Here is an 18,784-nt window from a genome sequence, read left to right as displayed (position 1 = left end):
GGGTCGTAAATCGTGTAAGTTTGGTTCCCGGACCGGGTGGGCGCGGTAGCGCGGAGCGGTTCGCGCGAAATCCTAAACCGAAAGGGCGCAATTAGATCGCTCCGGCGCCCGAGTGTTCGTACTCTTGCCCGTAGTACCGGGCGGAATGTGTCGCTCCATCACACTCACACGCGCGTCCCGCATGGATGACTATCTGATCATTGCGATTGTTCTGATGGCCCTCGGCGCGGGGTTGCTCGGGCCGAGATCCTGGTGCCGACCGGCGGGTTCTTGATAGTGGGCGCACTGGTATTCTTCGCGCTGGCCGTTGGTATCATCTTGTACCAAGGTACGACCATCGAGGCCGTGGTCGCGATCGGGGGGCTGGCAGTCGGCTTGCCCGCGGCCGGGTTCGTTGCGGTTGCGGCGTGGCGCAGAATGTCGCTCGATAATGTGCTCGATGAAGTTTCCACCGATTCACCGATCGGGGTCGCACCCGAAGCGAACACACTCAAAGGGCGCGCGGGCAAGACGGTCTCGCCCCTGCGCCCCTCGGGTTCGGTCGAGTTCGACGGTAAGCGCGTGGACGCGATGACCGAGGGCATGATGCTCGACGCGGGCGTCTGGGTGCGGTGCGTAGACGTGAAGCGCGGGCAGGTGATCGTCCGCGCGATGGAGTCGCAGCCGGACGTCTCCGAGGTCGAGCGAGCCGATGCCGCTCTGCCCGCGCAATCAAAAGCCAGCGCTGCAGTCAGCGAAGAACCACAGAAGGACGAACCCAAAAAAGAAGACCCGAAGCGCCCGCGCGACGATTTCGACGACTTCGACATTGGTCTCGATAAGATCTGACCGGGAATGATGTTCCGTTCCGAACCCGGCTCACCGAATCGCGCCCACGGTGATTCGTCTGGTCGCCGCCAAAAGTGAAGCGCAACGACTTCGATCAGTAACAAACGGTAATCGCAATCGCCGGGTCGGTGACCGACCCGGAACTCGAAAGGACCGACACCCGTGACGCTCTCGACGACGCTCTCGACCGCGCTCGCTCTGTTCGCCCAAGGCAAAGATGCGGTGAAGGACGGGGGCGGCCCGAACCCGGTGAGTACCGCCAGCATCATCATCATTGTGGTGGCGCTGGTCGCGGTCCTCATTTTCGTGGTGTTCCTCTTTCTGTTCTTCAGCTTCATCCGGCTCTGGATCCAGGCCCTTTTGACAAAGGCGGACATCGGGATCGGGAGCCTGATCGGGATGAAATTGCGGAACGTCGATTACGCGATGATCGTGCGCCAGAAGATCGCGCTCGTGCAAGCCGGCGTGCGCGTCACCACCGGGGAGCTGGAAAGCCACTTCCTCGCACGCGGTAACGTGCCGAAAACGGCCACCGCGGTCATCGCGGCGCACAAGGCCGGGCTCGATTTGCCGTGGCGTACCGCCGCGGCGATCGATCTCGCCGGGCGCGACGTGCTCGAAGCCGTCCGCACGAGCGTGAACCCGAAAGTCATCGACTGCCCGGACCCGTCCAAGGGCAAGCAGTTCCTCGACGCGGTGTGCCGTAACGGTATTCAGTTGCTCGCGAAGGCCCGCGTGACCGTGCGCACCAAGCTCGAACGACTGGTCGGCGGGGCGACCGAAGAAACGATCATCGCCCGCGTCGGCGAGGGCATCGTGAAGGCCATCGGCTCGGCCCACGATCACAAGGAGGTGCTCGCGAACCCCGGTATGATCTCGCAGACCGTGCTGCACAACGCGCTCGACGCGCAGACCGCGTTCGAGATCGTGTCCATCGACATCGCGCACATCGAAGTCGGCGAGAACATCGGTGCGAAACTCCAGGCGGACCAGGCGGCGGCGGACCTCCGCGTGGCCCAGGCCGAAGCCGAAAAGCGCCGCGCCGCGGCCGTCGCCCGCGAACAGGAAATGCGCGCGCTCGTCGAGGAGAACCGGGCGAAGGTCGTCGAGGCCGAGGCCCAGGTTCCGCAAGCCATCGCGGACGCCTTCCAGAAGGGCAACCTGGGCGTGATGGACTTCTACAACATGAAGAACGTGCAGTCCGACACCCTCATGCGGAACAACATCGCGACCATGACCGGCGGCGCGGAGGGTCAGAGCGGGTCCGGACGGTAGTCACCGCCGATACGCGGGCACACCAGTGCTCGCCGATTAGCAACAGGTTCGGTTCCTCGTTTTCGCTGGGCGGGGTTTGTCATGGGCGCGCTTCTGGTCGTGGTCATCCTCGTCCTCATCTCCACCGCGGTGGGGGCGCTGGCGAAGATCCTGAACAACATGCAGGAGGCGAGTAACAATCGCCGACTGGAGCGCGAGCGGTACGAGCGCAACAACCGAGCGGAGCGCGCCCGAAACGAGCGCGAGAACGAGCGGGCGGAGCGCCCGTCGCCCCGGGCCTCTCGGTCCACGAACACGGAAAGTACCAGTAGCGGTTCGGTGCGAGCCGCAAACTCGGACATGGACCGGTTCCTGGCCGAGATCGACCGTCTGCGTCGGAAGGCTTCGACGAACCCGAATCCGCCGCCCCAACCCGGCTCGTCGGCCCCGGTCGCGCCGGTGGTTCAGCCGATTAAGCCCCCCGCGGAATCACGCCCGCGCTCCCGCGTGGTCGCGGAACTGGCGGATTCGGCCGCCGCGTCGAGCGCCGCCGCCGGGTTCAGCATCTCGCCACAAGCACCGACGCGAACCGCGCCAGTCGCCGCACAAATCGAGGAACTGCCGGTCGCACAGGTGCTGCGCCCGACGTCCTCGACCGGCGCGCCCGCAACGAGGGTGACGAAACTCGTGGGCCGCGCCCGCCCAGCCTCGAAGACGAACTTCGGCAAGAACCTGACCGCACTCCTCGGCTCCGGCCAGGGCGTCGCGATGGCGGTCGTGCTGCAAGAGATCCTCGGCCCGCCCAAATCGAAGAAAGGTAAGGCGTAAGCAGTACGGGAATCAACAAACGAGCGCGGCCGGGAACATCCCGGCCGCGCTCGTTTGTTGATCTTAAGAAAACAATTCGATCTTCTGCTATCCCAGCACGGCCCGGCAACGCCCCATCAACCACGGCAGCAGTGCCCCTTCCTGCCACCGGCGCAGGGCTTTACCGGCGAGCACCGCGGCGTGGCGCGGGAGATACTTCACCAACCGGCGCCCGCGCACGTTCCGCCAGAACACGCGCTCCTCGTTACACGATTGCCGTTCCAGCGTGCGACGCGACGGGTTCCGGCCGTAGCTGCTCGATACGCGGTGCCACACCACCGCCCCCGGATCGTACACGATCTCGAAACCGAGGCGCCGGAGCCGGAACGACAGGTCCACGTCCTCGAAGTACGCGCCGAAGTGTTCGGGAAACCCGCCCGCGGCCAGTACCGCGTCGCGCCGGTAGAATGCGGCACACGCGCTGGCCCCGAATACGTATTCGGCCTTGAAATGAAGGGATGAAGGGGTGAAGGGGTGAAGGGGTGAGATTTCTTCCTCACCTGCTCTCCATTTCGCTCCTTCACCCCTTCTGTATTCCGAACCGTGCCCCCGCTTGGAGGCGAACCCGCCGAAATCGTACTCGTCTCCTGCGGTGTCGATGAGTGGTGGGAGGCCGCGCGCCCGGCGTTCCGAGTCGTTTTGGAGCACGAGCGGTGCAACGGCGGCGACGCGCGGGTCCGCGAACCGCGCGAGTGCGGAATCGGCCCACCCCTCGGTCACTTCCGCGTCGTCGTTGAGCAGTTCCACTAGTGGCGCCGAAGCCGCCGCGATGCCCGCATTAGCGGCGACACAAAACCCACCCGCTCGCGGGCGCCGCACAACTCGGACGCCCGCAAATTCGGCCGCCGCCTGCGAAACCGTCGCCCCGCGTGAGCCGTCGTCCACGACGATCACTTCGGTGTTCGCAGGTGCGAACCGAGCGACGCTCGCGAGGCACAGCCGGAGCAAATCGGGGCGCGAGTGAGAAGGGATGACGATCGAGAGTCTGGGGAGCGGAGCGCGGAGCGTGAATGGAGAGGGGAACGGTCCCGGCACCGGCATATCATGGGTCCGCATCGGGCGCTCCGCGTTACTCCGTGCGGCCGTCCTGTTCGGCGGCGATCGGGTGGAGGAACGACGCGGCGAACCGGATGCGCTCGGCGGCCTCCTGTTGGCGCCCGACGGCCACGTCCGAGACCAATCGGCGCATTTGATCGAAACAACGGGCCGCGTCCGAATCGCCGCGCACCTTTGCCCACAGTTGTCGCGCACCGGCTTCCGCCCACACCGCACTGGACAGGAGCCGCGCCTGCCACCCGGACCAGTGCCGGCGCGTGTACGTCAGAAGCGCGTGCCGGGTAACGAGACGGAGCGGCGGCGGCACCCGGCGCGCGTGTAGAGGCCAGTGGTGCGTGACCTGTAGGGCCGGGTCGAACCACACCTGCCACCCGTTCGCGGCGGCGCGCCGGCAAAAGTCCACGTCCTCGTAGTAGAGGAAGAACGATTCGTCCAAGCCGTTGAGTTGCTCGAAGCACTCGCGGCGCACGAGCAGGCACCCGCCCGTGGCCCATTCGACCGGACTTTGGACCGTGCGCCGGTTCACGTGGCACTTGCGCCGGGCGCGCGGGAGGCAGAGCCCCGCGAGCGTGCGCCCGAGCGAGGGGAACGGCCCGGTCGAGGGTTGCGGGGAACCGTCGCGGTTGAGGAGCCGGAAGCCGATCACGCCCACGTCAGCAGGCAGATCCCCGCGGGCCGCGCGCCCGAGCACGTCGTCGAGGAACCCGTCGGGTACGGTGATGTCCGGGTTCAGCAGGAGCACCCACGGCCCGGTACTCTGTCGGCACCCGCGGTTCACGGCGGCCGCGAACCCGAGGTTGGCGTCGTACCGGCGCACCGAAACGCCCCGGAGCCGCGCGACGCGGGCCGCGAGCGGGTGGGCGGGCGAACCGTTATCGATGATTTGGATCTGAGCCGCGCCCGTGCGAACCACGGCCGAGCGCCGGAGCTGGCGCACGAGGCGGGCCGTGTTTTGCCACTGGCAGAAATTGACGACGACGACCGCAAGCTCAGTGGCCGGCGGCGCGGGGGCGCGACGCGGGGCGGTGAGCGCGAGTTCGTGTCCGTGACCGGGTGCGGCCACGGGCGCGTGCGGCGAGGTGCCGTCTGGCGAGTGTGCCAGGGCCATGCGGGTTCCTTCCCTGTGCCGGCCGCGGGTCCACCCGCGGTCGCACGATGATACGCACAGGACGAAACCCAATGCAAGCGGAACCTGTGCCGGGTACCTCTCCGCTCCCGGCGATTTTGGGCGCGGGTCAGTTTTACCCTTGTACTCCCCCGTTTTCAGGAGCGGCAGCACGCCCACGTCGACCACGAAATACGCGACTGGTGCGAACCCGGGCGAACTCAAGTTGGAGCAACCGGCGCGGTGAGCGAACCCTTCGCCGGGACGCCAGTCGAGTGCGCTCGCGCGAAATTCGGTACAACCCGAGTGTATCGTCGACGAGCTTCGCGGGTCCGACGGCGGACCGAAGAGAACCCCGTGGGTACCGCGTTCGTGGGTTTGGCACACGCGGGCGGGTGCGAGGTCGTCCGCTGGGGGTGGCTGGGCACGCGCTACGAGATCATGAGCCGCACCGCGAAGCTGGCCCTCAACGCGATACGATTGGAACTGATGAAACCAAGTAGCACATCAACCGGTTCTGAACTCACGTGTCGGATTGAATTGCCGGCCGAACCAAGGGTGCTTGCATGGAACCGACGAACACCGAGATACGGATCGCGGGTTACTTGGCGGCAAGTTTGCTACTTGAGCGCGAGCCAAAACAGTGGCACGCGCTCGTGTTGCTCGATTCCGGTAAAGAAGCGAGCGACTTTATTCAGGAGCACACGGTGTCTCACCTCTGTCTCCGCTTTGATGACATCGAAGAACCCCGTGTGAACAAACTAACGCCCACGAGATCCCAAATCGCACAGGCACTCGAATTCGCCAAAGGGAAAGACAAACTGCTCGTGAGTTGCCGGGCCGGGCGCGGGCGAAGCGTTGCTCTGGCCTACATCATCTGTTGCCGGACACGCGGAATTTCTGAAGCTCTCAACCTTCTCGACCCGACACGTCACCGGCCCAATCGACTCGTTGTTAGCCTCGGCGACACGCTCCTCGACGCGCCCTGCGCACTCGATTCGTTCGACGACTGGCGCCGGCGCCACGCACACGTCCAGTTGTCCGAATACTACGACGAGATGGAGAAGGAATTCGAGACACTGGAAGCCCAAGGAGCCACGAACCGCATCTGTGGACCGTGAGCCCACCCACAGGTGAATTCCGCCGAAGTAAAGATGCGACTGAAACGCAATCGGAGCACTCGGCGTTTGTCGGCAATGAGCTGCGGCACAAATTTACGGGGCAACTTGACGACCCAACCGGTTGCAATTGCGCCTCGGTGGTATGCCTATCAGTAGCGAACTAGCCGACAACTGATTTAGGCAAACACACTCACGTCACTTTAGGTCCAAATAATTCCCAAAATTTCACCCTACTGAGACGCCAATTATTAGGCACTTCTGGTAATGTGTAACGTCTCACCTATTTCGATCGGTCAGTCGCTCAGGAGCAAAACGTGATTCGCAGCGCCCAAACGTTCATCATTTCAGCTACACTCGCTCTTACATTTCACTTGGTTACCGCGTCCGATGTCCGGGCCGGCTTCATTAAGAACATCAGTACCGGGTTCAACAACACGACCAGCACCTTGTTGTCAGATGGCACCGCGGACGATGATTACGTAATCGGGTCGGGTGGAACCGGAGGGCACAGCGGAGAGGTTCCGCTCGTTCGGACCGCTCCGCTCCCGGGTACATGGCTAGCGGATAGTGCCTCGACGGGATCGCGCTGGCTCGTACTCTCGGGTAAGGGCTTGGAGGGCGTCGATGTCGGAGCCGGGGTATTTTTCTTCGACATCGTTGTGGACCTCACGGGCTTCGACCCGGCCACTGCTCAGATTGCCGGGCTTCGGTACTCCGCGGACAACAAGCTCGTTGCGGTACGGATCAATGGCACGGCCGTGTTCACACAAGACGGCAGCTTCGCTGAAGAGTTCCAGTCATTTCGCGATCTCGGAAGTGTGGGGCTCGGTCAATTCCATAGCGGGCTCAATGTGATCCGGTTTGAAGTGGACAACCAACTCGGGTCCGACTCCCCTCTGGGTTTGCGCGTGGAAGGCACCGTCGAGGGTCAGTCGGTCACTGCCACGCCAGAACCGAGCGGCCTGATGTTGCTTGCGACGGGCGCGGTCACCACGCTCGGCTGGAAACGGTTACGAAAGACCAATCGCGCTGAGAGGTAAGTGCTTGTGGAGCCGAATCCGGTTGGATTCCCCAATGACGAGCCGTAACCGTAAGGGCGAGGCACCCATTGCGGTCGAGGCTCGTTTACCCCGCTGGGACGAGCCCGTCACTTAACAAACACTGTGCCGCACCGGCTCGCGCTCAGCGAATGATTTTCCGAATCGCGCCGCTCAACACCGCGGTTCGCAAGGAACTAGTTCGAGCAAAGGACGGCACGTAAGGTGGCCGACATGAACAAACCGGAAGTCGCTCGACCGACCGAGGACGTGTATTGCTGGTTGGAGGCAGAGTCGTCGATCATGCTCAAAGCCACCACCCGGTTCGGTGACCCTGTGGAACTGACGGCCGATGAAGCGCGGGCCATCGCCGCCACGCTTACGACACTGGCCGAACGGTTGGAACCGTTGACCGACAAGCGCGCCTGATCCGGCGCGCCACGAATGCCCGACGGCAGATCACCCATCACGCGCCCAACTTCGCCTTCGCGTCGTCGAGAATCGCCTTCGTCGCGGTCGCGCCCACGCGGGTCACCCCGATCGCGCGCACTTCCATCAGCTTCTCGAACGTGCGGACCCCGCCCGCAGCCTTCACCTGGACCCACGCCGGGCTGTGCTCACGCATCAGCTTTAAGTCTTCAATCGTTGCGCCCGTTTCTGCGTAGCCGGTGCTGGTCTTCACCCAGTCCGCGCGCACGTCGCCGCAAATGCGACACAGTTCTCGCTTGTGCTCGTCCTTGAGGTAGGCGTTCTCGAAAATCACCTTCACCTTCGCAACGCGCGCGTGGGCCGCGCGCACTACGGCCGCGATGTCGTCGGCCACGAAGTTCCACTCGCCGCTCAGCACCTTGCCGACATTGACCACCATGTCGAGTTCGGTCGCACCATCATCCATTGCGCGCTCTGCCTCGAACACCTTCACCGCCGTAAGGTGCCCGCCGTGCGGGAAGCCAATCACCGTACTCGCCTGCACCATGCTGCCCGCCAGGAGCTTCGCCGCGAGCCGCACCGCGTAAGGCTTGATGCACACCGACGCGGCACCCAACTCGCGCGCCAGGAGGCACCCGCGTTCGAGGTCCGCGTCCGTCAGATTCGGTTGGAGCAGCGAGTGGTCGAACATCCGGGCGAGGTCGGCAATAGTCGGGTTGGTCACGGTACACCGGTGAGAGGAGAACGAACGGTTGGAGTCAGGATACCGGCGATTCGCGCCGAACCCAGGTGCCCTTCCCTCGCACCCGAAACGAGCAATCGATGAACCTCGATACAAAGGCACCTCACACCACAAAAGCAGCGATTTCAGTTGCATTTTGAATTTTTGTACACTATAATATACACATGGATCAAAGTATTCGGGAGACACACTCCGAACGGAAGTGCCGCAAACGTGGAGTATTTGGTGGTGAGTGTTAGCCCCCAACACCACGATTCGGGTGGTTTTTCAGCAAATGTTAGCCTCCGTTGCTAATCCGAGTGAATGAACAGCGCCCAAAACCGCGTTTTTTAAGGTGATTTGTGCAAACACCCTTCGACGCCGCCCGCACCGGCCCAAAACGTTAGCAAATGTTACTCGGGCCGACAGTTCGGGTGGCAACAAACACCGCGTTGGGGAAAAGTTCCTCGGCCGCGGGGAGTGTGGAAGGCTGCGAAGGTTCCCGGCTTCCTCTCGGGTCGAACCGACTTGCACGAGCCGCTCTATTCGCCGCGCGTGCGTTCAAACGCGACCGACCTTGACCCTCTTGGGGGGGATGGTATGCGTGAAGTGACTCCTAAAATATCCCCCAACGGCCCCGGAGAATCCCCCATGCTTCGTGCCCCGTTCGCCGGGCTGTTCGTCGTCCTGTCCGCGGCGCACGCGACCGCACAACCGGGTGTGTACAAGGGCACCATCACCGACCCCGAAGTGAAATTGCGAGCGGGGGGTAGCGATCAGTACCCGGATACCGGCACGCTGCGTCAGGGCACTCCGGTAGTAGTCGAAAAAGAAGAGGGAAACTGGCTCGCCATCACCGCCCCACAAGGGTCAATCAGTTGGGTGCAAGTCCAATTCATCCAAGATACGCAGAAGGACCAACCTCCAGAAAGCCGGACTAGTCCTCGCAGTGTGTTCGTGGAAACGGACACAGATGTGGATGTGACTATTGCAACGGGCAAAGTGGGGTTAGCTCAGCCACTTCAGATTCGCCGCGTGAAGCTCCCACCTGGCACGGAACTTTTCGTGATCGGGCAAAGCGTGACCTTCTCCGGGAAGACTTGGTACCCGATCCTTCCGCCGCACGGAGATGTGCGGTGGGTACCGAAAACAGCCGTGCGGCTCGAAAAGGCCGTGAATACCGAGTACACTGTCCACGTTAACGAACACGCGACGCCGATCGCACCGGGGAGCACCGCCAGCCCAGCAGCAACGCCTGCGGGCGGACCGGTCGCGAGCATTCCCGGCCCCGCAGTCACTCCAACGGCCGGCACAACGGCGAGCAAGCCCGCGGTGAACCACCCGCTCTGGATCAAGGCCGAAGCCGCCGAACGCGACAACCGCATCAAGGACGCGGAAGACCTGTACTTCCAACTCGCGGAAGAAATGAATCGCACCGGCGGCGATAACGAGATCGTGAACCAGTGTTTCAGTCGCGTTCACATGCTCCGCCGGAAGGAGCGAGAGGCACGCGGAACGCCCACAAGCACATCCGCGACGCCGACGAGCCTCATGAAACCGCCGACCACGCGGGAAGACCGCAGTGTCCGCCCGGGAACACCGGAAGCCCTTCCCCCAGCGGCGAATACGACCGGCGCGAAGGATGAACGCGAGACGCTGCGTGGTGTACTTAAATACTCCACACTAACACCTCGTGGCCTCAATGGTCGCCTGTATATGATCGAGTCGCCTCAAGGCGGGGAAGTAAAAGCTTTCGTCGCAGAAGGTACCGGCGTCGATCTGTCTTATTATGTCGGCCGATCTGTCGAAATAACTGGTTCTGTGACAACGGCTTACGGCCTCAAACGGACGTGTATCGTCGCAACCAATGTAGAACTGTCGCGATAGCTACCAGCAACGTGAACTCAAACACGACGGCCCGCGGGCCGTTGGCGTTCCATCAGTAGACAGCATCGATCAGTGATTGAGCATAAATTCGTTAGTGTTGAGCAGCGCCCAGAACACGTCCTGGTAAAAGGTTACGTCGTCCGGCAACGCCCCCGGAACCGCCGCAATTCCGCCACTGGACGGCTTCGGTGTGGTCGTGCCCTTCGGCGCCGGAGCACTGAGGTTAATCGTCGCCCGTCCGTTGCGGACCTGCTCCAGTTTCACGACTTCTTCGCGCGACGGGTGTCGGCTCACGGTCATCATGAACAGTTCGCCGTAGATGCTGCTCGGGTTGCCGCGGTGCTTCTTCACCACGTCGGCCACCACACCCTTGTCCCGCGCGGTGCCGACCTGGTCGTTCAGATCCTTGCCATTCATCAGGAGGAGCGCCTGAACGACGGTCCCGTTGAAGCTCAGTTCGTTGCCCTCATCGTCACCGAAGTTGCGGACCAGTTTCCCAGTCCAACTAAGTTTCAGAGCCTTGTATTCGGCTTCTTTGAGGCGACCTTCCGCTCGCGTGGCCAGCGAGAGCGAATCGAACAGCACTTCTGGCGACATTGCCTTCAGCGGCATCCGGGCGAAGTACGGGTCGAAATCCGAATGCGTGAGTGACTTACCGCCGATTTTCTCTTTCCCGGTGACGTGGCTCAGTTGGTACACGTCGCTGGTGCAGATCCATTCGAGCAGTTTCTTGGTGTCGTGGTTGTAGTTCTTGAACTGCTCACCGAGGTACGCGAGCAGTTCCGGGTGTACCACTTCGTTGTCGCTCTTGAAGTCGTCAACGGTCGGGTCTTTCTGCAGCCCGCGCCCGAACAGGTGGCCCCACAACCGGTTCACGTAAGCCTTCTCAAAGTTGTCGTGCTGGATCACCCAATCAGCCAAGATCTGGCGCCGGGTCTTGGTACCCGCTGAGGCCGACACGAGGTTCTTCGCGGACTTCTCGCCCTTTTCGGCCTGCACGAGATCCTTGAGCATCACCGGGTAACTGGCCCGGCGCTGCCCGTCGCGGCGCTCGAACAGCACCATACCCTTCTTGTTCCAGTTGGGCATCTCGCGGAGTTCGACGAAGTTCTGCGTCTGCATCGCCTTCTTCTGCATGTTGTTCTGAAGACCCACCTTCTCCGTCTGACGGAAGAAAGCGTTCACGCCCCAGAAGTCGGCTTGCAGCCACTCCTTCGCCTGCGGGTGGTCGTGGCACTGGGTGCACTGCGTTTGGATTCCGAGGAACAGCTTGGTCACACGCGAAGTAACCGGCACGTTGTCGTACTTGCCGAACTCTTCGAGGTCGACGCGCTGGCCCTTCATGTCGGACTGGATCGCGTCGCCGAGGTGCCGGAACACGAAGTGGACCGCGCCGTTCTCGTTGCTTTTGCCGGTCGCGGTGATGAGTCCGGTCACGAAGTCGCGGTACGGCGAGTTGTTATCGAGCTGGTCTTCCAGCCACATCATGAGCTGTTCGCGGTAGATCGGGTCCACGCCACTCCGGGTGAGCAGCCACACGGACCAGATTTCCGCGAAGTTGCGGGCGTAGGCCGCGGAATAGTCGATCGGGAACTTCGACAGCCCCGAGACCGCGGTCACGGCCTTACCGTTGACCTTCGGGGTGTATTTCCGCTCTTGCAACAACCGCTGCACGAGGCGCACGCGCTTGTTCGGCCCCCGGTCCTGCTCGAAGTCTTGGATCTCTTCGACGGTCGGGATGCGCCCGACCAGATCGATGAACACCCGGCGCATAAACTCGTTATCGGTGGCTCGTTCGGCCGGCTTCTTGATGCCCGCTTCTTCCCACTTCTTCGCGATCAGTTCGTTGATTTTCTGCGTCTGCGGGGTGACGCCGGTCGGAGCGGCGGGCTTCGGGTCGTCGACCGCGGCCGACGTTTGGGCCGCGGCGCAGAGAACGCCGAGAAGGAGCAGAGAGCGGATCATCCGGATTCCCCTTTGAGGGTTCGTCTGTCGTGAAAGCCGCCTCCGGCGCGATCCGGGGCTGGTAAACTGTATTTGGTGTGCGTTCTGGTAGTGTAGACCAGTGCCGTGGGGCCAGTCTAACGATTTCCACTTTCGACCGGGCTTATCGCCCCACCAAATTAAGACGCGGGGCACGCCAACAGAGTTCCCAAACTTCCCTGGCGCGTGCGGTTAGACGCAGCCCCGCGAAGCCGCCTCGATTCTGTCGGAGTTACGAAATGCGGTTCCCACTAAAAGAAATCGCCCAGTACATTCGCTCGGCCTCGACAGAGGAACTGCTCGACCGCGTAACGGTGTACCGCGAAGGAATGGAACCCGCCGCGCTCGACTTGATGGAAGGCGAACTGGACCGGCGCGACGTGACTCGCGCGGACATCGCCGACCACGACGCCAGACAACGCGCGACCGCGATCATGCTCCCCGACGGGACAGCGCAGCGGTGCGAGCGGTGCGACCGCCCGGCCGTTTACCAACGTCGCGGGTGGCACAGAACTTACGGTTGGCTCCCGGTGTTTCGGCGCACCTTCTACCTCTGCCGGTTTCATCAACCCGGGGCCAAAGCGAACCCCGCTACAGATATCGAGTCATAGGAGAGTAATCGCAAAAGTGGTGCTCTCAACTATGTCACAACAGAAGAAGCAGATCCGGCAGAAGTTCCGAAGCGCTGTATTTGTGCGAGATGCTTTCACCTGCCGAACGTGCGGGTTTGTTTCAGGTCCGGAATCGGCCGAAAACGAACTCGATCCCCATCACATTACGGACCGCAATGAAATGCCAAATGGCGGATATGTGGCCGAAAACGGCATCAGTTTGTGCGCATCCTGCCACGAGAAAGCAGAAGCTTTCCACCGCGGAGATCCGGTCCCGCCGGGATTCGCCCCGGCGGAACTGTACGCACTGGTTGATTCGAGTGCAGAAGACGCGCGAGCCGCGTCCGAGCGGCTCGGTGACTGACAGTTACTTGGAAGCGACGTCCTTCGCAGCGGCCTCGGTCACTTCCGAGAACCGCACGTTGAGTTGCTCACTGAGCCAGCTCTGAACGGCCGGCGTGTACGGGAACTTGCCGCCCGTGATGAGCTTCTTCATGCGGGCGTCGCGGTTGGCGCGTTCTTTCCGCTTGAGGTGCCCGTTAACGGTGCGAGAAATCGCGCTGTTATCCCGAATCCGGTCATACCGGATGCGGGTCGACATACGTTCGGCCATGTTTCGACTCCACCAGCGGTTGCGACTATTTCAAGATTTATCAAGATACGGCGCACGACGCATTGCGGGAAGGGTCGATCGGACCTTTACCGCGCCCGTCACCATAGAGAGCCAAACTCACTTCGACTCGGTCTCCGGCAAACTGATCACGGGCGGGCGCACACGGCGCACCGGTTCGTCCAGAGATCGCAAAAACGCTTCTAGATCGGCCAGGTCTTGCTTATTTAGCCCCAGAGATTTCAGAAACGGCGACTTTGTTGGGAAGTTCGGATCGTCCTTGTGCTTCTCGGTGCGGCGCAGTGTGGGCATCCCGGCGTTGTACATCCGCAGCACGCCGTCCAACTCGAAGAGACCGTTGTGCATGTACGGCGCGGTTCGGCCGATGTCGCGCAGCGACGGAGTTTTGAACGCGCCCACGTCCACTTTCTCTTTCGTCACACGGAACCGTCCCAGATCCTCGAACTCCCGACCGTAGTAGCTCAGCCCGACGTTGTGGAACTTTCCGTCCGATAGGGTCGGGCCGTTGTGACAGTGCAGGCACCGGGCGTCGGTCCGAAACAGGTGCAGCCCCCGAACTTCGGAATCGGACAGTACCTCGTTCTTCCCCTTGAGGAACGCATCGAACCGGCTGCGCCCGCCGACCACGGTTCGCTCGAAGCACGCGACCGCCTGCGCCACGCGATCCAAGGTAATCGCCTTCTCGCCAAATGCTTTCTCGAATAGAGCCGGGTATCCCGCGACCTTTTCCAAGCGCCCGACGAGTGCCTTCTCGTCCGCGCGCATCTCGTCGGGGTTCGCCAGCACCGCTTTCACCTGAGATTCCAGCGAATCGGCCCGGCCGTCCCAGAAGTACGCGGTTCCAAACGCCACGTTGCTGATCGCCGGTGCGTTCCGTTTGAGCGGCTTGCGGTCGTGACCGAATGATGTGGTTCGCCCGTCCGCCCAAGCGAGGTCCGGGTCGTGGCAACTCGCGCACGCGGCCTGACGGGTGCCCGATAACCGCCCGTCGAAGAACAGTGCCCGTCCGAGTTCTTCCTTTTCTTTCGTGTGCGGATTGCCCTTCGGGTGAACCGGAGCCGGGAGCAACCCCAGTTCTCGGTGCTCGGCACCGGGGTCGAGCGTCGGCTTCGGCCACTCCGCGGGTGGTTTGGAGTACGCAACTCGAAGTTCGGTCGCGCGCGCCTTCGCCTGCTCCGCGGTCGGTTCCGGCCGAGGTGGAAGTCGAGCGGGGGCCGGGTCTTGGCAAAGCACCACGCCCCCGGCCGAAAGCAGGACAAGAACCACACCGACGCGCATCAATAGTCCCCTGAAATCACTTCTCCGCCCTCACGGGTGAGAAGCGCGGCGATCACCTCGGGTCGGATCGACTGGTTGACGGACCGAACGGAACCGTCCGCGAACAGGACGTTCGCCGCACCCGGGTGGAAGGCGTAGATCCCGTTATTGTTATTGCAATTCACGAAGCAGTTCCCGTCCCCCACTCCGTTCGCGGCGAAACCGTTGATTACGAATATGTTCGGCACAGCCCAGCCACAGTTCGCAGCCGTCGGGGTTGTTGCAGAATCGAGCTTACCGGCCTTCCAAAGCTGTGGGCGGCCGGCCGATTCGACCAGCGCAATCGAGTTCGAGGTGCCGTCGGTGATCGCCGCGACTCGCACGTACTGATTGGTGTCCGACCCAATGACCCCGTCCGTGTTTGCGGGCGCGGTTCCGGGAATGAAGCCCTTCCCGGCGGACCCGTTGGCTCGCGTCACGTAGAAGAGGCTGCTCGGACCGTAGTGACCGCCGTAGTCGGAGGCAGCCGTCGGGTACTTCACGCCGCTCTCGTCTGCTGAGTTCGTCTGGCCGAACCGGTCCGCGGGGGCCGACGGGCACACCATGATCTTGATCGGCGTCGCCAATACGCCCTTGTTCGTTGAGTGGTTGTACTTCTGATCGAATCGGTACTGACTGCGGACGTTGTCTTGCTCGATGTACGGCAGGAGCTGCACACCCCAGTAACTGAGCACGCCGTTAATGCTTTGTTTGGCACACGGGAAGCCGCCCTGAGCCGACTCGAAGTTGTGGAACGCGAGCCCGAGTTGTTTGAGGTTGTTCTGGCACTTCATCCGAGCCGCGGCTTCGCGAACCTTCTGCACCGCGGGGAGCAACAAACCGATCAAAATTGCGATAATCGCAATCACAACCAGCAACTCAATGAGGGTAAAACCGCGTCGGCGCGTGCGGTGCATGAAACTCTCCGGGTGTTAGCGGCCGAAAGCTTGACACGCGAGAGGTGAGCGACAGGGCCGCATCCCGAACAATGGCGGTGCAATCTCGGCGGGGCATATTGAGATCAAATCTCATCTATTAGAGTTACGTTAGGGGCTTTGCCAACCGAGTCAAGGGAACTCAGACCAGGTTCGCCCAACACAGACGACTCGAACTCGTTGACACCAACAGCGACCATTTCTCAACAGAACGCACACCGCACTTCCCCGCCCGGTGCGATCTACCACCCGAACTGACAATCGCTAACGTTTCCGGATCGGGATGACACCCTGGCGATTAAAACGCGACAACTCTTTTCACCACAATCACTTCGGCAACACTATCCGTTCTCATGCACCTTCAAAACGGATAACAATTGCTAACATTCTTGTGGCCCAAACCACTGCCATCGAGCCGTAACCGCCTGGTTGGTCAATGACTAACTCCACAACGGCCCATGAACTATAATTCAGTCCACTACAACTACCCAAATCATATCGCAGTGAACAGAAGAATACAAACATTTTGAACGGATTCTGCCACTTCGCATACGCGCCCGATGCGCTCACGAAGTGATGCGCTCAAAATCCCAGGGTGCCCACACGTTCCCGGTTGCACCGGCGGGCGCGAACGAATACACGATTCACTACCCCACTGCGGAGAACTTGCCCCTTGTTGATGCTGAACTCCGTCGCTGTTGAAGACACGTTCGCTGAAGCGTTCCCCATGACGGCCACGCGCGTGCTAGTCACGGCAGAAACGATCGGGTGGGCGCGCATCGCCGGGCAAACCGCGACCGGGTACGCCGCGAGCGTCATCGGTTGCGACGCGGAGGCCGGGATCGAGCGCGAACTTTCCCCCAGCGAAACGCCCGACGGACGCCCGGGGGTGTCACTGTTGTTCTTCGGTTTCAGCCGCGACGCGCTTCAAAAAGCGGTGGTAAACCGCGTCGCGCAGTGCGTACTTACGTGTGCAACGACCGCGTGCTTCAACGGTCTGGAAGGCGATCTGGGCAAAACCATCCGCGTCGGCGGAACGTTGCGCTACTTCGGCGACGGTCGGCAAATCAGCAAGCTACTCAACGGGAAGCGTTACTGGCGCATGCCGACGATGGACGGCGAGTTTCTGTGTGAGGACGTGTTCGGCACTGTGAAGGGCGTGGGCGGCGGAAACTTCCTCATCCTCGGCGAAACACAGGCCCAAACACTCGCCGCTGCGGAAGCCGCGGTCGACGCGATCCGCCGGTTGCCCGGTGTGATACTCCCCTTCCCCGGCGGCGTGGTGCGGTCGGGGAGTAAAGTGGGGAGCAAGTACAAGGGTCTAAAGGCGAGCACCAACGACGCTTACTGCCCGACGCTCCGCGGGGTAGTCGCGTCGGCACTCCCGGAGGACGTAAACGCGGTGTACGAACTCGTCTTCGACGGCTTGGACCTCGCCACAGTCGAGCGCGCGACGTGGGAAGGGATGCTGGCCGCGACCCGGTGTCCCGGAGTGAAGCAGATCACCGCTGGCAATTACGGCGGGAAGCTCGGTCCGCACCACATTCACCTGTCGAAGCTCATCCGGGGAGCCAGTTGAGCGGCGGGCGCCCCACGACTTGCGAACAGCTACCTCTCCACATCTCCTGGTAACAGCGTTTGAGGGAGTTTGGTGAGTTTCCCTCGCCCCGCTTCGTAGGTCACCACCCACGCGCGATCGAACACCGAACCCTTCCACTTGTCCGGAACGTCTCGCACTTTGAGCGCCTCTGCGAGTTCCGGAATGTTCCCGTGGTGCCAGCAGATCAGCACGGTTTTGCCTTCGTACTTCGGGTTCGTCAGCAGTTCGGCGGCGAGTTTGGCGTAATCGTCGTTTGCGAACCGCGAATCGATGTCGAGTTTCAGCTTCTTGGCGAGCGGGGTGACCGTTTCAATCGGCCGGTCACTGCGTTTGGAAGCGCTCGACGCAAAAATGAAGTCCGGCGCGGGAAGTGGATCCGGGCGCGAGTCCGACTTCTGAAACAGTTCGGGGAGCGCGTCCGCGCGCTTCTTCCCAACCGCACTCAGACCGCGTTCGTTTTCGTCGTCCGGTTTCTCTGCGTGGCGAATGATGATGACTCGCGCCGGGTAAGTCGGCTTCGTACAGCCACAGGCGATAAGGAATGCAACAGCAGTGACGACTCGGATGAACATCGCGTGTTCCTCGCCCGCGTATCAGTTTAACAGACGGCACCGAACGGAAATGACGAGCACGAGTTCTGCCGGTGAGCAGTTTCGTGCGCGACGAGAGTTCTCGCGCCTCACAAAGCAAACGACCCGACACAACTAACGTTGCGCCGGGCCGGTAATCATCAATGCGGGTCACGCACTCAGCCACAAGTCCCACACGTCGAAGCGTCCGTGGTGGCCCACTTCATCGCCTCTTCGGAATTCTTGTTCAGGTGAACGTGCCGGTCCACGTGGTCGACCATTGAAGTCGGCAGGAAATGGTGCTGACCATCGGAACAACTGTCCCGTGTCAGCTTGATCGCGGTCCCCTCCACCTTATCCACGGAACCGACCTTCTTGCCGCACGACGCGATCACGTCCATGTGCTGGCGGATGCCCGCGAGACCCGCGTCCGACCCTTCGGCCCGCCCCGGCCCCACACCCGTCTTCTCCTTCACCCAATCGGCCGCGTTCCCGACGTTCTCGGCGATCCGGGTGCCGACTTCTTGGAGCTTCTCTTTGGTGCTATCGGCCATGATTGGTTCTCCCATCGCGTAATTAAGGGCGGCAGTTCCCTGCCGGATTCGCAGCACGAGCCCGCTGCGGACGAGTTGGCTAAAAACGCAATCGACGTGCCACGGGGACAGCGGAAATTGCGCGGGCGGAGGAGCACCCGAATCCCCGACGGGACGAGACATTGCTTCATCCGTCACAATGCCAACAGGATGGATCATCGAGTTCCGCGTTCTCACGCTGAAAAAAATGCTATCTTCCTGCCGTACCTCTTGAGATCGGTCATTCGCCCGTGCACGCCCATCGGTTCCGACCGGCTCGAC

19 protein-coding genes and 1 pseudogene are annotated in these 18,784 nt (G+C 62.0%); 11 read left to right on the top strand and 9 right to left on the bottom strand.

The window, feature by feature from the left end; genetic code table 11:
- The first annotated feature begins 276 nt into the window (after nucleotides 1-276).
- The 3 genes from VT84_RS14820 to VT84_RS14810 all read left to right on the top strand — a co-directional run bounded on the left by VT84_RS14820 (nucleotide 277) and on the right by VT84_RS14810 (nucleotide 2,910).
- Complete coding sequence (locus VT84_RS14820) at nucleotides 277-828, top strand: NfeD family protein (RefSeq protein WP_162271710.1); 552 nt, start codon at nucleotides 277-279, stop codon at nucleotides 826-828.
- 162 nt (nucleotides 829-990) lie between these two features.
- The gene (floA, locus tag VT84_RS14815) at nucleotides 991-2,103 is read left to right on the top strand and encodes a flotillin-like protein FloA (RefSeq protein WP_082840091.1); all 1,113 of its coding nucleotides are present in this window, start codon (nucleotides 991-993) and stop codon (nucleotides 2,101-2,103) included.
- An 81-nt stretch (nucleotides 2,104-2,184) separates the two neighbouring features.
- Nucleotides 2,185-2,910, top strand: a complete 726-nt coding sequence (locus tag VT84_RS14810) for a hypothetical protein (RefSeq protein WP_052557746.1) — start codon at nucleotides 2,185-2,187, stop codon at nucleotides 2,908-2,910.
- Nucleotides 2,911-2,997: 87 nt separating this feature from the next.
- On the opposite strand, the gene VT84_RS14805 is transcribed toward VT84_RS14810, so the two are convergent.
- Nucleotides 2,998-4,005 (bottom strand): glycosyltransferase family 2 protein, encoded by a 1,008-nt coding sequence (locus VT84_RS14805; RefSeq protein ID WP_239465841.1) that lies wholly within the window; start codon nucleotides 4,003-4,005, stop codon nucleotides 2,998-3,000.
- A gap of 13 nt (nucleotides 4,006-4,018) precedes the next feature.
- Nucleotides 4,019-5,113 carry a glycosyltransferase family 2 protein gene (locus VT84_RS14800; RefSeq protein ID WP_082840089.1) on the bottom strand — a complete coding sequence of 365 codons (1,095 nt, stop codon included), beginning with the start codon at nucleotides 5,111-5,113 and terminating at the stop codon, nucleotides 4,019-4,021.
- A 240-nt stretch (nucleotides 5,114-5,353) separates the two neighbouring features.
- Here VT84_RS14800 and VT84_RS42260 point away from each other — a divergent pair.
- The 4 genes and pseudogenes from VT84_RS42260 to VT84_RS14785 all read left to right on the top strand — a co-directional run.
- Nucleotides 5,354-5,578 (top strand): annotated as a pseudogene (locus VT84_RS42260) (competence/damage-inducible protein A); the annotation flags it as partial.
- Between the two features lie 98 nt (nucleotides 5,579-5,676).
- A complete protein-coding gene (locus tag VT84_RS14795) occupies nucleotides 5,677-6,231 on the top strand; it encodes a dual specificity protein phosphatase family protein (RefSeq protein WP_082840088.1) in 555 nt (184 codons plus the stop codon).
- 314 nt (nucleotides 6,232-6,545) lie between these two features.
- On the top strand, nucleotides 6,546-7,271 hold the full coding sequence (locus VT84_RS14790; RefSeq protein ID WP_052557752.1) for a PEP-CTERM sorting domain-containing protein: 726 nt from the start codon (nucleotides 6,546-6,548) through the stop codon (nucleotides 7,269-7,271).
- Nucleotides 7,272-7,502: 231 nt separating this feature from the next.
- The gene (locus VT84_RS14785; protein ID WP_157469508.1) at nucleotides 7,503-7,697 is read left to right on the top strand and encodes a hypothetical protein; all 195 of its coding nucleotides are present in this window, start codon (nucleotides 7,503-7,505) and stop codon (nucleotides 7,695-7,697) included.
- 37 nt (nucleotides 7,698-7,734) lie between these two features.
- On the opposite strand, the gene deoC is transcribed toward VT84_RS14785, so the two are convergent.
- A complete protein-coding gene (deoC, locus tag VT84_RS14780) occupies nucleotides 7,735-8,388 on the bottom strand; it encodes a deoxyribose-phosphate aldolase (protein WP_410000396.1) in 654 nt (217 codons plus the stop codon).
- Between the two features lie 681 nt (nucleotides 8,389-9,069).
- Between deoC and VT84_RS14775 the strand changes: the two genes are divergently transcribed.
- Nucleotides 9,070-10,305, top strand: coding sequence for an SH3 domain-containing protein (locus VT84_RS14775; RefSeq protein ID WP_052557753.1), 1,236 nt, complete (start codon nucleotides 9,070-9,072; stop codon nucleotides 10,303-10,305).
- Between the two features lie 69 nt (nucleotides 10,306-10,374).
- Here VT84_RS14775 and VT84_RS14770 read toward each other — a convergent pair whose 3' ends face one another.
- Nucleotides 10,375-12,270, bottom strand: coding sequence for a DUF1549 domain-containing protein (locus VT84_RS14770; RefSeq protein ID WP_052557755.1), 1,896 nt, complete (start codon nucleotides 12,268-12,270; stop codon nucleotides 10,375-10,377).
- Nucleotides 12,271-12,527: 257 nt separating this feature from the next.
- Here VT84_RS14770 and VT84_RS14765 point away from each other — a divergent pair, with 257 nt between their 5' ends.
- Both VT84_RS14765 and VT84_RS42255 read left to right on the top strand, forming a co-directional pair.
- Nucleotides 12,528-12,899, top strand: coding sequence for a hypothetical protein (locus VT84_RS14765; RefSeq protein ID WP_052557757.1), 372 nt, complete (start codon nucleotides 12,528-12,530; stop codon nucleotides 12,897-12,899).
- Nucleotides 12,900-12,930: 31 nt separating this feature from the next.
- Nucleotides 12,931-13,263, top strand: a complete 333-nt coding sequence (locus VT84_RS42255; protein ID WP_052557759.1) for an HNH endonuclease signature motif containing protein — start codon at nucleotides 12,931-12,933, stop codon at nucleotides 13,261-13,263.
- Between the two features lie 3 nt (nucleotides 13,264-13,266).
- Here VT84_RS42255 and VT84_RS14755 read toward each other — a convergent pair whose 3' ends face one another.
- The 3 genes from VT84_RS14755 to VT84_RS14745 form a co-directional block, all read right to left on the bottom strand.
- Nucleotides 13,267-13,512 carry a hypothetical protein gene (locus tag VT84_RS14755; RefSeq protein WP_052557761.1) on the bottom strand — a complete coding sequence of 82 codons (246 nt, stop codon included), beginning with the start codon at nucleotides 13,510-13,512 and terminating at the stop codon, nucleotides 13,267-13,269.
- A gap of 117 nt (nucleotides 13,513-13,629) precedes the next feature.
- Nucleotides 13,630-14,808 carry a cytochrome-c peroxidase gene (locus VT84_RS14750; protein WP_082840085.1) on the bottom strand — a complete coding sequence of 393 codons (1,179 nt, stop codon included), beginning with the start codon at nucleotides 14,806-14,808 and terminating at the stop codon, nucleotides 13,630-13,632.
- Nucleotides 14,808-15,743: a DUF1559 domain-containing protein gene (locus tag VT84_RS14745; protein WP_082840084.1), complete on the bottom strand. Its 936-nt coding sequence runs from the start codon at nucleotides 15,741-15,743 to the stop codon at nucleotides 14,808-14,810. The genes VT84_RS14750 and VT84_RS14745 overlap by 1 nt, the downstream gene beginning before the upstream one ends.
- Nucleotides 15,744-16,440: 697 nt before the next feature.
- On the opposite strand from VT84_RS14745, the gene fhcD reads away from it, so the two are divergent.
- Complete coding sequence (fhcD, locus tag VT84_RS14740) at nucleotides 16,441-17,340, top strand: formylmethanofuran--tetrahydromethanopterin N-formyltransferase (protein WP_082840083.1); 900 nt, start codon at nucleotides 16,441-16,443, stop codon at nucleotides 17,338-17,340.
- Nucleotides 17,341-17,369: 29 nt separating this feature from the next.
- Here the strand turns inward: fhcD and VT84_RS14735 are convergent, their stop codons facing one another.
- Nucleotides 17,370-17,933, bottom strand: coding sequence for a phosphoglycerate mutase family protein (locus tag VT84_RS14735; protein WP_052557768.1), 564 nt, complete (start codon nucleotides 17,931-17,933; stop codon nucleotides 17,370-17,372).
- A 176-nt stretch (nucleotides 17,934-18,109) separates the two neighbouring features.
- The gene (locus tag VT84_RS14730; protein WP_082840082.1) at nucleotides 18,110-18,484 is read right to left on the bottom strand and encodes a DUF2171 domain-containing protein; all 375 of its coding nucleotides are present in this window, start codon (nucleotides 18,482-18,484) and stop codon (nucleotides 18,110-18,112) included.
- Between the last annotated feature and the right edge of the window lie 300 nt (nucleotides 18,485-18,784).

The organism is Gemmata sp. SH-PL17 (genome assembly GCF_001610855.1).
Classification (GTDB): domain Bacteria; phylum Planctomycetota; class Planctomycetia; order Gemmatales; family Gemmataceae; genus Gemmata; species Gemmata massiliana.
This window is presented reverse-complemented; position numbering and strand designations above follow the sequence as displayed.